Annotated in this window: 13 protein-coding genes and 1 tRNA gene; 5 read left to right on the top strand and 9 right to left on the bottom strand. The window is 63.0% G+C overall.

What is annotated here, in order from left to right:
* The first annotated feature begins 73 nt into the window (after positions 1-73).
* Positions 74-835 carry a Crp/Fnr family transcriptional regulator gene (locus NCHOL11_RS11985; RefSeq protein WP_097092502.1) on the top strand — a complete coding sequence of 254 codons (762 nt, stop codon included), beginning with the start codon at positions 74-76 and terminating at the stop codon, positions 833-835.
* Between the two features lie 48 nt (positions 836-883).
* Here NCHOL11_RS11985 and NCHOL11_RS11980 read toward each other — a convergent pair whose 3' ends face one another.
* Both NCHOL11_RS11980 and NCHOL11_RS11975 read right to left on the bottom strand, forming a co-directional pair.
* A complete protein-coding gene (locus tag NCHOL11_RS11980; RefSeq protein ID WP_097092501.1) occupies positions 884-1,864 on the bottom strand; it encodes a GGDEF domain-containing protein in 981 nt (326 codons plus the stop codon).
* A 112-nt stretch (positions 1,865-1,976) separates the two neighbouring features.
* Positions 1,977-2,051 (bottom strand) — tRNA-Thr (locus NCHOL11_RS11975).
* Between the two features lie 86 nt (positions 2,052-2,137).
* On the opposite strand from NCHOL11_RS11975, the gene NCHOL11_RS18205 reads away from it, so the two are divergent.
* A complete protein-coding gene (locus NCHOL11_RS18205) occupies positions 2,138-2,311 on the top strand; it encodes a hypothetical protein (protein ID WP_217991068.1) in 174 nt (57 codons plus the stop codon).
* 8 nt (positions 2,312-2,319) lie between these two features.
* On the opposite strand, the gene NCHOL11_RS11970 is transcribed toward NCHOL11_RS18205, so the two are convergent.
* The gene (locus NCHOL11_RS11970) at positions 2,320-4,101 is read right to left on the bottom strand and encodes an aminopeptidase P family protein (RefSeq protein ID WP_097092920.1); all 1,782 of its coding nucleotides are present in this window, start codon (positions 4,099-4,101) and stop codon (positions 2,320-2,322) included.
* Positions 4,102-4,207: 106 nt separating this feature from the next.
* Here NCHOL11_RS11970 and NCHOL11_RS11965 point away from each other — a divergent pair, with 106 nt between their 5' ends.
* The 3 genes from NCHOL11_RS11965 (at position 4,208) to NCHOL11_RS11955 (ending at position 7,446) form a co-directional block, all read left to right on the top strand.
* Complete coding sequence (locus tag NCHOL11_RS11965) at positions 4,208-6,268, top strand: S9 family peptidase (protein ID WP_097092500.1); 2,061 nt, start codon at positions 4,208-4,210, stop codon at positions 6,266-6,268.
* A gap of 78 nt (positions 6,269-6,346) precedes the next feature.
* The gene (locus NCHOL11_RS11960) at positions 6,347-6,745 is read left to right on the top strand and encodes an acyl-CoA thioesterase (RefSeq protein ID WP_097092499.1); all 399 of its coding nucleotides are present in this window, start codon (positions 6,347-6,349) and stop codon (positions 6,743-6,745) included.
* Positions 6,746-6,834: 89 nt separating this feature from the next.
* A complete protein-coding gene (locus NCHOL11_RS11955) occupies positions 6,835-7,446 on the top strand; it encodes a hypothetical protein (protein ID WP_097092498.1) in 612 nt (203 codons plus the stop codon).
* Positions 7,447-7,498: 52 nt separating this feature from the next.
* Here the strand turns inward: NCHOL11_RS11955 and NCHOL11_RS11950 are convergent, their stop codons facing one another.
* The 6 genes from NCHOL11_RS11950 to NCHOL11_RS11925 all read right to left on the bottom strand — a co-directional run bounded on the left by NCHOL11_RS11950 (position 7,499) and on the right by NCHOL11_RS11925 (position 13,124).
* Positions 7,499-7,777, bottom strand: a complete 279-nt coding sequence (locus tag NCHOL11_RS11950; RefSeq protein ID WP_097092497.1) for a hypothetical protein — start codon at positions 7,775-7,777, stop codon at positions 7,499-7,501.
* Between the two features lie 11 nt (positions 7,778-7,788).
* Positions 7,789-9,648 (bottom strand): ABCB family ABC transporter ATP-binding protein/permease, encoded by a 1,860-nt coding sequence (locus NCHOL11_RS11945; protein WP_097092496.1) that lies wholly within the window; start codon positions 9,646-9,648, stop codon positions 7,789-7,791.
* A 141-nt stretch (positions 9,649-9,789) separates the two neighbouring features.
* Positions 9,790-10,641: a 2,3,4,5-tetrahydropyridine-2,6-dicarboxylate N-succinyltransferase gene (dapD, locus tag NCHOL11_RS11940; RefSeq protein ID WP_097092495.1), complete on the bottom strand. Its 852-nt coding sequence runs from the start codon at positions 10,639-10,641 to the stop codon at positions 9,790-9,792.
* Positions 10,638-11,309 (bottom strand): pyrimidine 5'-nucleotidase, encoded by a 672-nt coding sequence (locus tag NCHOL11_RS11935; RefSeq protein WP_097092494.1) that lies wholly within the window; start codon positions 11,307-11,309, stop codon positions 10,638-10,640. The genes dapD and NCHOL11_RS11935 overlap by 4 nt, the downstream gene beginning before the upstream one ends.
* A gap of 212 nt (positions 11,310-11,521) precedes the next feature.
* Complete coding sequence (locus NCHOL11_RS11930) at positions 11,522-12,397, bottom strand: LOG family protein (protein WP_097092493.1); 876 nt, start codon at positions 12,395-12,397, stop codon at positions 11,522-11,524.
* A 19-nt stretch (positions 12,398-12,416) separates the two neighbouring features.
* Complete coding sequence (locus NCHOL11_RS11925) at positions 12,417-13,124, bottom strand: extensin family protein (protein WP_097092919.1); 708 nt, start codon at positions 13,122-13,124, stop codon at positions 12,417-12,419.
* Between the last annotated feature and the right edge of the window lie 46 nt (positions 13,125-13,170).

Below are 13,170 nucleotides of genomic sequence, written 5' to 3'. Positions count from 1 at the left end.
CTTCTTGCTCCATTTTAAAGAGAGGGGGGCTGCGCTTTGCTAGAGCGGCCGGATTGATCCGTTCCGAGGTTCCGTGCGCGCAGTTCCAGACGACTCTTCTCCGCTAGTTTTCTCGCAGGCCCGACTGGCTGAATTCCGCTCGCCAAGCCCGGCAGAGCTCGAAATCTTTTCCAGCCTGGCTGGCCCGGTTCAGCAGATCGCGCGCAATCGGACGATCCGGCGCGAAGGAGACGCTCCACAGTCGGTCTATCTGCTGCTGGACGGCTGGGCGCTCAGCAGCATGACGCTGGCCGATGGCGGCAGGCAGATATTGAAGGTGCATTTGCCCGGCGATATCCTGGGCACGCCCAGCATGGCGCTAGACAAGGCCGCGGAAACCTTGACTGCGCTCACGCCCGTCAAGCTGCGCTCAGTCAGCTTGTCGGCATTCGGCAGCCTTTTCACGCGCGCGCCACATATGGCGGCTCTCATGTTCCTCAGCGTGCAGCAGGAGCGCGTGATGCTGATGGACCGGCTCTGCTCGATCGGCCGGACCTCTGCCGAATGCCGTCTTGCCGATTTTCTGGTTCACCTGCACAGCCGTTTGAACGTGATACAGCCGGGCATCGGCCCACGTTTCGAACATCCTTTGACGCAGGAGCAGATCGGCGACGTCATCGGCCTGACCGCCGTTCACGTGAACCGCGTTTTCCGGACGCTTGAGGACAAGAAACTGATCCTGCGGGACGGCCACATGATCGAACTGCTCGATATGCCGGCCTTGCGTAAGCTCAGCGGCGTGCCGTCCCGTACGCTGGCGCAGGATTTAAGCTGGTTGCCAAAGCCGCTCCCCTGAGGGGGCGGAGCTTTGCTGGAAGGGAGATAAGCCGGACAGCAGCCGCGCTTATCCCCTCAGAACCATGTTCCGTCCTTGAGCCTTGGCCCGGTACAGTGCCGCATCGGCTGAATTGAGCGCGTTGCTCCACTCTGCGCCTTCATCGACGAGCGCAACCCCGGCCGAGAAGGTGATCGCCCCCATCGGCTCGTCGGTCTCGCGCAGCTTGAAGGCGCGTTGCCCGAGCGCGCGGCGGGCGTCATCCAACAGTTCGACCGTGTCGTCGAGCGCATGTCCCTGTACGACCACCAGAAATTCCTCGCCACCCCAGCGGCCCACCAGTTGCCCGCCGCAGCTTTCCACCAGGGAAGTGGCGACCATCTTGAGCACCCGGTCACCGACCGCATGGCCATATCGATCGTTCACACGCTTGAAATGGTCAACGTCGCAAATCGCCACGGCATGGGGCAGCTTTCCCTTCTGCAGCCGGTCCATCGCTGCTTCCAGCGCCCGTCGGTTGGGCAGGCCGGTCAAGGCATCGAGGTTGGCGTCATGGCGTGCGGTGTCCAGTTCCTGCCGAAGAACCTCAACCTCCCTCGCGGCGGCTGCAAGGTCCTGCTCGGCCCGCAATGAACGCTCGATCATGTCGGAGATTATCAGTCCGATCCCGGCCGCATCCTTGTCGGCCAGCTTCTCATAGCCTGTGCTGAGGTCGCGGTTGAAATCCCCGGTCCGCTCGGCGGCGCTGCTTGCCACCTCTGCCAGGCGAAGCAGTTGATGGCGCGTCTGGTTCCTCAATGCGTCGGTCGCATGCGCGCCCCCAGCGCCGCCCAGGCTGCCGACACAGCGCATGAAGATATCGTCCGCCTGCTGCTGGCTCATCCGAATGCCGCCGTCAGTCGCGTCATTGACGGCTTTGGACAGCGCTTCATTGGAGCCGCTTTTCAGCACATAGCCCATCGCATAATTTTGCGGTGTGGGCGCAAGACTTTGACACTGAAGAAAAGTCAAAACCTCATGCGCAACGGACTGTTGCTCACGCACCTTCATCCCCCGAATCCCCCGATTCCAAGGTAAATCAAATAATATAGATTAGTTGCCGCAACAACGATCAATAAAGGGAAAATATAGCTCGGCTGATCTACTTTAGCCTGCTGGGAAATGGTGCTGCCGGCGAGGATTGAACTCGCGACCTCAGCCTTACCAAGGATGCGCTCTACCACTGAGCTACGGCAGCACTTTCACCATCGCGCAATGCCTTTCGGCTTGCGGAGCCGGGCCTATGGCCGCGCGCGTCCCGCTTGTCAAGGCGGGTTGCGGTGGATGTGGCAATTTGCTTATGGCCTGGAGATGAGCAGTGGACAAGATGATCGCAAGGCAAGGCTGGCCCAGGCGCTGCGGGACAATCTGCGCCGCCGCAAGGCGCAGGCGAGAGAAGAGGCGGGCAGCCGTGAAGCGCCGCCCTCTTCAGGCGAGGTGGGTCGGCGCGACGACTGAAGCGGCGATCACAAAGGCGCGCAGGCCTGCTCCAACCATAAGAGCGCGTCACCATCCAGTTGCGGGCCGACAATCCCGACGACATTGGCGTGATAGGCGTCTACCCACGCCCGCTCTTCTGCCGTCAATATGTCGACAGCGATGGCATTGCGGTCGATCGGCGCGAAGGTGAGAGTCTCGAAACCCAGCATCTCCCGCTCGGCTCCGGGTACATCGCGCCGTTCGACCAGCACCAGATTTTCGATGCGGATGCCATATTCGCCGGTCCTGTAATAGCCGGGCTCGTTCGAAAGGATCATGCCCGGTTGCAGCGGCTCGTCATTGCCGCCCGCCGTCGCAATGCGCTGCGGCCCTTCATGCACCGACAGGAAGCTGCCGACGCCATGGCCTGTGCCATGCGCATAATCCAATCCCTCGGCCCACAGGAACTGGCGCGCGAGCACATCAAGCTGGCTACCCCGCGTGCCTATGGGAAACTGCGCCCGGGCAAGCGCGATATGGCCCTTCAGCACCAGAGTGAAGCGGCGTTTCATCTCCTCGCTGGGCTTGCCGATCGCGATGGTCCGGGTCACATCAGTCGTGCCGTCGCGATATTGGCCGCCTGAATCGACCAGGTAAAAGGAACCCTGTTCGATCGTCCGGTTGGTCTTTTCCTCGACCCGGTAATGCACCACCGCGCCATTGGGCCCCGCCCCGCTGATCGTGTCGAAGGACAGGTCCTCCAGCAGCCCTGTCTCCTTGCGGAACGCTTCCAGCCGAGCGGCGGCGGAAAGCTCATCGACACCGCCCTTGGGCGTTTCGACCGCGATCCAGTGGAGAAAGCGTGACAAGGCAGCCCCGTCACGCGCCTGCGCTGCCTTGTGCCCGGCTATTTCGACCGGGTTCTTGATCGCCTTGGGCAGCACGGCCGGATCGCGAACCGGCAAAATCGTCGCGCCGCCCGCGTCCAGAGCCTCGAAGATCGCCGCCACCGCGCGTTCGGGATCGGCTGCCACCGTCTTGCCGGCCATATCCCGCAGCGCTCCGGCGAAGTCCGCGCGCGAACGCACCCGCACCGCATTGCCCAGATGCTGCACGACCGCTTCATCGATCTTCTCGGGCGCGACAAAGAGATCCGCCGTCGCATCATCATGCACGATCGCATAGGCCAGCGCGACCGGCGTGCGCGAGACGTCCTTGCCCCGAATGTTGAAGGTCCAGGCGATGGAATCAAGCGCCGACAGCACGACGCCATCCGCCTTCTTCTCCGTCAGCCAGTCGCCCATCGCCTGCCGCTTTTCCGCAGCGCTCTGGCCGGCATAGCGGTCCTCATGCACCACCAGCCGCGCGTCGCTGGGCGCGGGGCGGTCGGGCCACACGGCGTCCACCGGATTGGTTTCCACCGCCACCAGCTCCGCCCCGCGTTCCGCCAGCGCCTCGCTTGCCGCCTTCACCCATGCGCGGGTGTGCAGCCAGGGATCATAGCCGATCCGCCCGCCCTGCGGCGCGTGAACGCCAAGCCAGGCCGCGACGGAGGTCTGCGGCACGCTTTCGAACTGCCAATAGGCGGCATCCACCTGCTCGCGCACTTGCAGCGTATATCGCCCATCGACGAAGATCGCAGCTTCCTCCGGCAGCACCACCGCGCTTCCCGCCGATCCCTGAAAGCCGGTCAGCCAGGCAAGGCGCTGCGCATATTCGCCGACATATTCGCTCATATGCTCATCGGTCAGCGGTACGACAAAGCCGTCCAGCCGCTCGCGCACCAGTTGTTCACGCAGGGCTTTCAGACGGTCTTCATAAGCGGACATCGCATTTCCTTGATCGAGAACCCTTGCGCAGGGCATGCCGCCGCCAACATAAGCAGGCAAAGCCGCTTATGCCAGCGTGCCTCCGGCACAAGAATCAGGACCCTGAATGACCGTAAACAGCATGCCTCCTTCGGCCGCCCGCCGCCCGCACAGCTTCACGCGCCATGGGATCACGGTGGAAGACCCCTGGGCGTGGCTGCGCGATCCGGGTTATCCGGACGTGAAGGACAAGGATGTCCTCGCCTACCTTGAGGCAGAAAATGCCTTCTTCGAAAGCGCCATGCAGCCCCGCAAGCCGCTGACCGACGCGCTATTTGCGGAGATGAAGGGCCGCATCAAGGAAGATGACAGCTCCGTGCCGCAAAAGGACGGCGATTATGTCTATTGGCGGGCGTTCGAAACCGGTGCGCAATATCGCAAATGGTATCGCCGTCCCGTGGCGGGCGGCGAAGATCAATTGATCCTTGATGAGCCTGCGCTGGCGGAGGGGCATGAATATTTTCGCCTCGGCGCACTGTCGGTCAGCCCGGACGGCCGCTATCTCGCCTATGCGATCGACAATAATGGATCCGAACGGTTCGAGGCGCGGATCAAGGACCTGTTTACCGGAGAAATCCTGCCCGAAGTCATCCCCGACACGCTGTCCTCGCTCGTCTGGACCAGCGACAGCAAGGGGCTGCTCTACGGCATCGCCAACGATCAATGGCGCACCGACAATGCGCGGCTGCACTGGCTGGGTCAGCCGATCGAAAGCGATGTCGAGCTTTTCCATGAGGATGACGACGGCTTCCGCGTGTCCGTCGGCCTCACCTCATCGGAAAAATGGATCGTCATCGCGACGGGCGACCATGTCACCACCGAAAGCTGGCTGCTTCCTGCTGACAATCCCCTGGCCGAGCCGCTGCTCGTCTCGCCACGCAAGCCGGGGCGCGAATATGATGTCGATGAGCATGGAGGCACGCTCTACATCCGCACCAACGACACGCACCCCAATTTCCGGCTGGTGAAGGCGTCGCTGGAGGCTCCGGGCGAATGGTCGGAGGTGATCCCTGCCGATCCGCATTTCTACCTTACCGACTTCACCCTGTTCAAAAGCTTCTACGTCACCGAAGGACGGCAGGACGGCCTCGACCAGATCGAACTGCGCGATTACGCGACCCACGCGGCCAAGCGGCTTCCGTTCCCGGAGGCCAGCTATTCGGCCAGCCTTGACGACAATCCCGAATATGACGTGACGAAGCTGCGCATCGGCTATGAATCCATGGTCACGCCCGACACCATCTACGACTATCATCTCGCCACGGGCGAGCTTGAGGTTCTGAAGGTCCAGGAAATTCCTTCAGGATACGACGCGACCCGCTACGCGACCGAGCGGCTGACCATCCCGGCGCGGGACGGCACGCCGATCCCGGTGTCGATCGTCTATCCCAAGGACCTGCCCCGCGACGGCAGCGCGCCGCTCCACCTCTACGGCTATGGCGCCTATGGTATCGCCATGGAGCCTGGCTTTTCAACGAGCCGCCTGTCGCTGCTCGACCGGGGTTTCGCCTTTGCCCTTGCCCATATCCGGGGCGGCGATGACCTTGGCCAGCAATGGTATCTCGACGGCAAGCTCGACAAGCGCACCAATACCTTCAACGACTTTGTCGATGTGGCAAAGGGACTGATCGAGCGCGGCTATACGTCAAAGGGCCGGATCAGCATTTCCGGCGGCTCGGCTGGCGGTGAACTGATGGGGGCGGTGATCAATTCCGATCCTGAACTCTGGGGCGCGGTCGTCGCGCATGTCCCCTTCGTCGATGTACTCAACACCATGCTGGACGAAAGCCTGCCGCTGACGCCCGGCGAATGGCCGGAATGGGGCAACCCGATCGAGGACAAGGCGGCGTTCGAAACCATCCTTGCCTATGACCCGTACAACAATGTGAAGCCGCAATCCTATCCGCCGCTGCTTGTCACCGCCGGTCTCAACGACCCGCGCGTTACCTATTGGGAACCGGCGAAATGGGTGGCAAAGCTGCGCGCAACCAAGACCGACCAGAATATCCTGCTGCTCAAGACCAATATGGGCGCGGGCCATGGCGGAAAATCGGGCCGCTTCGAAAGCCTGCAGGAAACCGCAGAGGAATTCGCCTTCATCCTCTGGCAGCTGGGCGTGTCCCAATAAGCCAGTCTCCCTTCCCTTTTACGGGAGGGGCTGGGGGAGGGTGCGAGCGCAGTGAGCCATCAACGGAGCATCGGTAAAATGTCCTCCACCTACACCACCCAGATCACGGCAGGCCCCGAGCATATCGACATGCTCGGCCATGTGAACAACGCGGTCTGGGTGCGGTGGATGGAGCAGGTCGCGACCGAACATTGGACCCGCGACGCCGCGCCGGAGCATCTCGACGCCTATGTGTGGGTCGTGACCCGGCACGAGATCGACTATCGCGGCAATGTGCGGGAGGGAGAGACCGTAACCGCCCGCACCTGGATTCCGGAAGGGCCAAGGGGTGCACGGTTCGACCGCCACATGGAGTTCATCGGCCCTGACGGCAAGGTCAAGGTCAGCGCGAGATCGACCTGGGCTATCATCGACCGGACAAGCGGCCGCATCCTGCGCGTCCCCGCCGAAGTCGCCGCGCGCTTTCTGCCGGACTGACGGCTGCTCACCCCTCTCCAGCAACGGCGCATCTGGAACCCGGTTCGTTTCGGTACGTTACCCGGCTCTCAACATTGACAGGAGAGAATATGCGTAAATTCGGCTATTCCCTGCGCGCTCTTGCCGCGGCTTCGGCGCTTTTCCTCGCGAGCGGCCCCGCGCTCGCTGGCGACGAGGAACAGGCGCTCAAGGCGATCGCACAGGCCCAGGGCAAGATCGACGCTGCCTCCAAATTGCAGGCTGGCCAGTTCGACCCGGCGGTACTCGCCCGCGCCCAGGCGTCGCTCCGCCTCGCCCAGGAACGGCTGAAGAGCGGCAAGGAACAGGACGCCATCAAGGCCGCCGTGGAGGCGCAAGGCTTCGCTGACACAGCCATCGGCCAGAGCCAGGCAAGCGTGAAGACGGATGCTCAGGTCCAGGCTTCGACCGCAGCGGCCGCGCAGCAGGATGCCGCCGCCGCGAACGCGCGTGCCGATGCCGCCGAGCGCGCTGCCGCATCCGCTGCTGCCGACGCGCAAGCCGCTCGCGCCGCTGCCGCGACGGTTCCCGCCGCCACCACAGTCACGACCGAAACCGTGAAGACTGCGCCCGCAGCCACGGTGCGCAAGGCAGCGCCGGTGAAGCGCAAGGTTGTACGCAAGACGACCGCTGCACCGGCAACAGTCGTTGAAAAGACGACGACCACCGTCACCAACCGCTGATCATTTCAGGGAAGCGGCCTCCGGTCTCGCGCCGGGGCCGCTTCCCTCACCGTCAGGAAAAGATGCCGACCGCGCCCGCCGCCCACAGCAGTGCGACCGCCAAGACAAGCGCGCCCGCTGCCGCGATCCGCTGCCAGCGCCCAGTAATCCGTCGCACGCCCCGCTCATAGACGAGCGCAGCGCCGCCCAGAAGCGCACCTGCCGCAAGGAAGTCCCACCCGGTCCAGCGCACCTCGTCGGTGAATTGCATCGCCACCAGTGGCACAGCCAACATAATGGCGATCACCACCCAAGGCGCGATCCGCCAGTTGTTCCGGATCGTCTGCGTCATCCCCAAGCTCCTTACCGGACCGACAATGCAGGCTGCGACCCTGCAAAATCATCTTCGATCACAGGCTCGACGGGCATGTCCTCCCGCTCCGCGGCCTGCCGTGCCCACATGGTAGCATAGAGACCATTGGACCGCACCAGATCCGCATGGCGGCCGCGCTCCACGATCCTACCTTGGTCCAGCACGATGATCTCGTCCGCGTCCACCACCGTCGAAAGCCGATGCGCGACCACCAGCGTGGTGCGCTTGCGCGAAATGCTGCGCAACACATCCTGGATTTCCGTTTCCGTCCTGCTGTCGAGCGCGCTCGTCGCTTCGTCCAGCACCAGCACCGGCGGGTCTTTCAACAAGGTGCGGGCGATCGCCACCCGCTGCTTCTCGCCGCCCGAAAGCTTGAGGCCTCTCTCGCCAACCCGTGTGTCATAGCCCTGTGGCATCCGCATGATGAAGTCATGTATCGACGCCGCCTTGGCCGCCGCCTCAATCTCCTGCTGGCTCGCGCCTGCCCGGCCATAGCCGATATTATAGCCGACCGTGTCGTTGAACAGCACCATGTCCTGCGGCACGATGCCGATCGCCGCGCGCAGCGACGATTGCGTCACCTCGGCAATATCCTGCCCGTCGATCAGGATACGGCCGGTTTGAATGTCATAGAAGCGGAACAGCGTCCGCGCGATCGTGGATTTGCCCGCGCCCGAAGGCCCCACGATCGCCAGCGTTTTGCCCGCCGGCACGGCGAAACTGACATCGTGCAGGATTTCGCGGTCTGGATCATAGCCAAAGCGGACATGGTCGAACCGAACTTCGCCAGCCCTGACCTTGAGCGCTGGAGCCCCCGGTCCATCGGCAATCTCCGCCTCCGTATCGATCAGCTTGTACATCGCCTCCATGTCGATCAGGCCCTGCCGGATCGTGCGATAGACCATGCCGAGCAGGTCCAGCGGCCTGAATAGTTGGCTAAGCAATGTATTGACGAGAACCACGTCGCCGGTGGTGAAGCTGCCCTTGCTCCACCCCCACACCGTGTAGCCCATCGCACCTGCCATCATCAGGTTGGTGATGAGCGACTGCCCGATGTTGAGCCACGCCAGGCTGTTCTCGGACTTCACCGCCGCCTCGGCATAGCGGCGCATCGCCGTGCCGTAACGCGCAGCCTCACGCTCTTCGGCGCCAAAATATTTGACGGTCTCGAAATTGAGCAGGCTGTCGACGGCATGGGCGACAGCATTGGTGTCCATGTCCACCATGTCGCGGCGAAGCTGGTTGCGCCATTCCGTGATCATGCGGGTGAACCAGATGTAAAGCCCTACCATCACCAATGTCGCGGCGACCAGCCCCGGCCCGAACTTAACGAAGAATATGACGCAGACCGCCGCCAGTTCCAGTACCGTCGGCGCGATGTTGAACAGGAGGAAATAGAGCATCGTGTCGATGCTCTTGGTGCCCCGCTCGACGATCTTGGTGACTGCGCCCGTGCGGCGATCAAGGTGAAAGCGCAACGACAGGCGGTGCAGATGGACGAACACATCATCGGACAGCCGACGTCCGGCCTCCTGCCCCACCCGTTCGAACACCGCATTGCGCAAATTGTCGAACAGCACGCTGCCGAACCGCGCGCCTGCATAGGCTACAACCAGCGCGATGGCGAGCGCCACGCCCGGCTCCAGCCCCGGCGCCATGCGATCGATCGCGGCCTTGTAGGCAAAGGGCATCACCAGGCTGATGACCTTGGCCAGCACCACCAGCAGCATGGCAATGGCCACCCGCCGCCGCAGCGCAGGCGCATCAGCGGGCCAGAGATAGGGAAGAAACCGCCGCAGCGTCGCCCAGACAGGCGGAAGAGGCGTGTTGTCAGGTGTCGATGGCGGCATAGGCGCTATGTAGGCCATCCGGTCCTCCCCTGAAAGGGGAGGGGGACCGCGGAGCGGTGGAGGGGTATTGGCGCAACTCTGGCGCCGCTACCCCTCCGTCAGCCCCATGGGCTGCCACCTCCCCTTCTAGGGGAGGATTTTTTAGTCCCGCAGCAACTCGTTGATCCCGGTCTTCGAGCGCGTCTGCGCATCCACCCGCTTCACGATCACCGCGCAATAGAGGCTCGGCCCCGGCGTGCCGTCAGGCAGCGGCTTGCCCGGCAGCGATCCCGGCACGACCACCGAATAGGGCGGCACTTCGCCCATGAAGACTTCGCCCGTGGTGCGATCCACGATCTTGGTCGACTGGCCGATGAACACGCCCATCGACAGCACCGATCCCTTGCCGATGCGCACGCCTTCCACGACTTCCGACCGTGCGCCGATGAAGCAGTCATCCTCGATGATCACCGGATCGGCCTGCAACGGCTCCAACACGCCGCCGATGCCGACGCCGCCCGACAGGTGGACATTCTTGCCGATCTGCGCGCAGCTGCCGACCGTCACCCAAGTGTCGACCATGGTGCCTTCATCGACGAAAGCGCCGATATTGACGAAGCTCGGCATCAGGATGACGTTCCTGGCAATGTGCGAACCCGCCCGCGCGAAGCTGCCCGGCACCGCACGGAAACCAGCGGCGCGGAAAGCCGCCTCGTCCCAGCCTGCGAACTTGCTCGGCACCTTGTCCCACCAATGGCCAGCGCCCGGGCCATTGTCGATCATGGCATTGTCGTTGAGGCGGAACGACAGCAACACCGCCTTCTTCGCCCACTGATTGACCTGCCAGCCCCCCGATCCTTCAGCGCCGGTAGGCTCGGCCACGCGCAGTTCGCCCTTATCCAGCATCGCCAGCGCCTTGTCGACCGCCTGGCGGACCTCGCTCTGCGTCGTCAGGCTCACATTGGCCCGGTCTTCCCAGGCGGCGTCGATGGTGGCGATCAGGTCTTGGCTCATGGTCTTTCCCCAATGATGTCGGCCAGAAATGGCGTCAGATGGTCAGTCTCGAAATCGATAAAGTCCGGATGATGCTCGTGATCGCCCGCTTCAGAGCCATTGTTCACCCAGATAGTGCTCATGCCGATCGCCTTGGCGGGCTTCAGGTTGCGTGCCATATCCTCGAAAAAGGCGGCGCGCGCCGGATCGACGCCATGCACGCGGCACAGCTCCGCATAGCCCGATGGATCGGGCTTGGGCACATATTGGCAGGCATGGATGTCGTGGATCAGCTCGAACGCGCCGGAAAGCCCCAGCTTTTCCAGCACCCGCCCGGCATAGGCCGCGTCGCCATTGGTGAAGATCAGCCGCCTCCCCGGCAGCGCGGTGATATGGGCGTTGAGCGCCTCATCCACTTCCAGCCGATCCATGGAAATGTCGTGCACATAGTCCAGAAATGCGCGCGGCTCGATGCCATGATGGTGCATCAGCCCCGACAACGTCGTGCCGTGCTCCATGAAGTAGCGCTTCTGCGTCGCCTTCGCCACGTCGGCATCGCACCCGAGCAGCCCCTGGATGAACTCGCCCATCTTCACGTCGATCAGCGCGAACAGGTCCGCCTTCGCCGGGTACAGCGTATTGTCCAGATCGAAGATCCAGCAATCGACATGATCAAGCGCCGCAAGCATGGCCGCGCCCTAGTCTTCACAGCCCCACGAAGCAAGCGCCTAACCCTTCTCCCCTCGGGGGAGAAGGATACGCAGCCTTGGCCCAAATGGGCCTAGGCGAAGTTGGATGAGGGGAAGGGGCCAGACGCGTGCCTCGCCCCTCTCCAGCTCCGACTAGGCGGCACAGCCGCCAAATCTCCACATCCTCTCCCCTGAAGGAGAGAGGATAGGCATCAACAACCCGGCGCTTCGCTATCCTGGTAAAAAGTCTGCACCGCTTTCCAAGCCTCTTCCGCCGTCTCCACCCAAGTCAGCAGGTTCAAGTCCGAAGGCGAAATCACGCCCTCATCGGCCAGCGCCTCGAAATCCACGACCCGCGTCCAGAACTCCTTCCCGAACAGCAGCACCGGAATGGGCTTCATCTTCCCGGTCTGGATCAGGGTCAACAGTTCGAACATCTCGTCGAACGTGCCGAATCCGCCCGGAAACACCGCCAGCGCCCGCGCGCGCAGCAGAAAGTGCATCTTCCTCAGCGCGAAATAATGAAACTGGAAAGAAAGCTCCGGCGTCACGAACCGATTGGGCGCCTGCTCATGCGGCAGCACGATGTTCATGCCGATCGTCTGCGCGCCGACATCGTCCGCGCCGCGATTGGCCGCTTCCATGATCGAAGGGCCACCGCCCGAACACACCACGAAGTGACGGCACCCCGCTTCGTTCACCGGATATTGCGCCGCTATCCGCGCCAGCTTGCGCGCTTCCTCATAATAGCGCGCCTTCTTCCCCAAATTCTCGGCGATCCGCCGTTGATCCGGCGTCGTGGCAGCGTCGATCCGCGCCTGCACTTGGCTTGGCTCCGGGATACGCGCCGACCCGTAGAAGACGAACGTCGATTCAATCTTCGCCTCGTCCATCAATAATTGCGGCTTCAGTAGCTCCAGCTGGAACCGCACCGGCCGCAAATCCTCCCGCAGCAGGAATTCGGTGTCCTGGAACGCCAGGCGATAGGCGGCGCTGCTGGTCTGGGGGGTGCCCACCGCCTTCTGGGCATCGACGGCTTCCTGACGGGCGGGGCGGAATTTACGTTCTTCGATTTCTTTTCTTGTCATTCAACCCAACTTAGGAAGGTCAGCGGCAAAAGCCACCCCGTCCCCCCATATCGAAATGAAAATGATCGCGATGGGCGACATTATAATCGGGGCTCAGCACTGTACGGAACCGCTTGCAGGCGCTTGCCCGCACCACTTCCAGAAACTGCCGCGTCTGCCGGTCGCCATTCCAGCCCTGCTCGATGGTGATCCGCCGCCCGTCCGACAGGACAAAGGCCGACACATCAACGGCATTGCTGTGCGCATGTTCGGACAGTTTGCCGCTCCCCGCGATCGGGCGGCAGTTATAGGTGCCGAACGTCTCGATCTTCTCGATCTCCGCGCCCAGGATCAGCCGCGCGGCAGGCTGCACCCCATAGCGGGCCCAGGCCGCGAAGTTTGCGGCGAGGCCGCATGTCATCGCGCCTAGATTGGTGGCAGGCACGCCGATGTCGAGCAGTTTGACGCTGCCCATCGCTGAACATCCGCCGCCAAAATTCTGGTCGGGCAGGGGCTGGAACAGCACGGATTGCGATTGCAGCTTCACCAGGCACTGGCGCAACTCCATTGGAGGCGGCGCGGCCGGACGGGCGCTCTTCACTGGTTTCGACGGACGCTCCACCCGCCCGCGCGGCACGATGTCGCCGCCGCAGGATGCCAATGCCACGCAAAGCGCCAGCAAGGCCGCCTGACCCGCGCGACGCCTCACCGCTTCTCTGGCCGCTGTCCCCCAAACCCGCTCGTTCATGCTCATCCATTTACCACGATCTGCGGCTTTGTGGGTTAACGAGTGC

Source organism: Novosphingobium sp. Chol11, assembly GCF_900218065.1.
GTDB lineage: Bacteria > Pseudomonadota > Alphaproteobacteria > Sphingomonadales > Sphingomonadaceae > Sphingobium > Sphingobium agri.
Note: the sequence above shows the minus strand (reverse complement) of the source record. Positions and strands in the feature narration are given on the sequence as shown.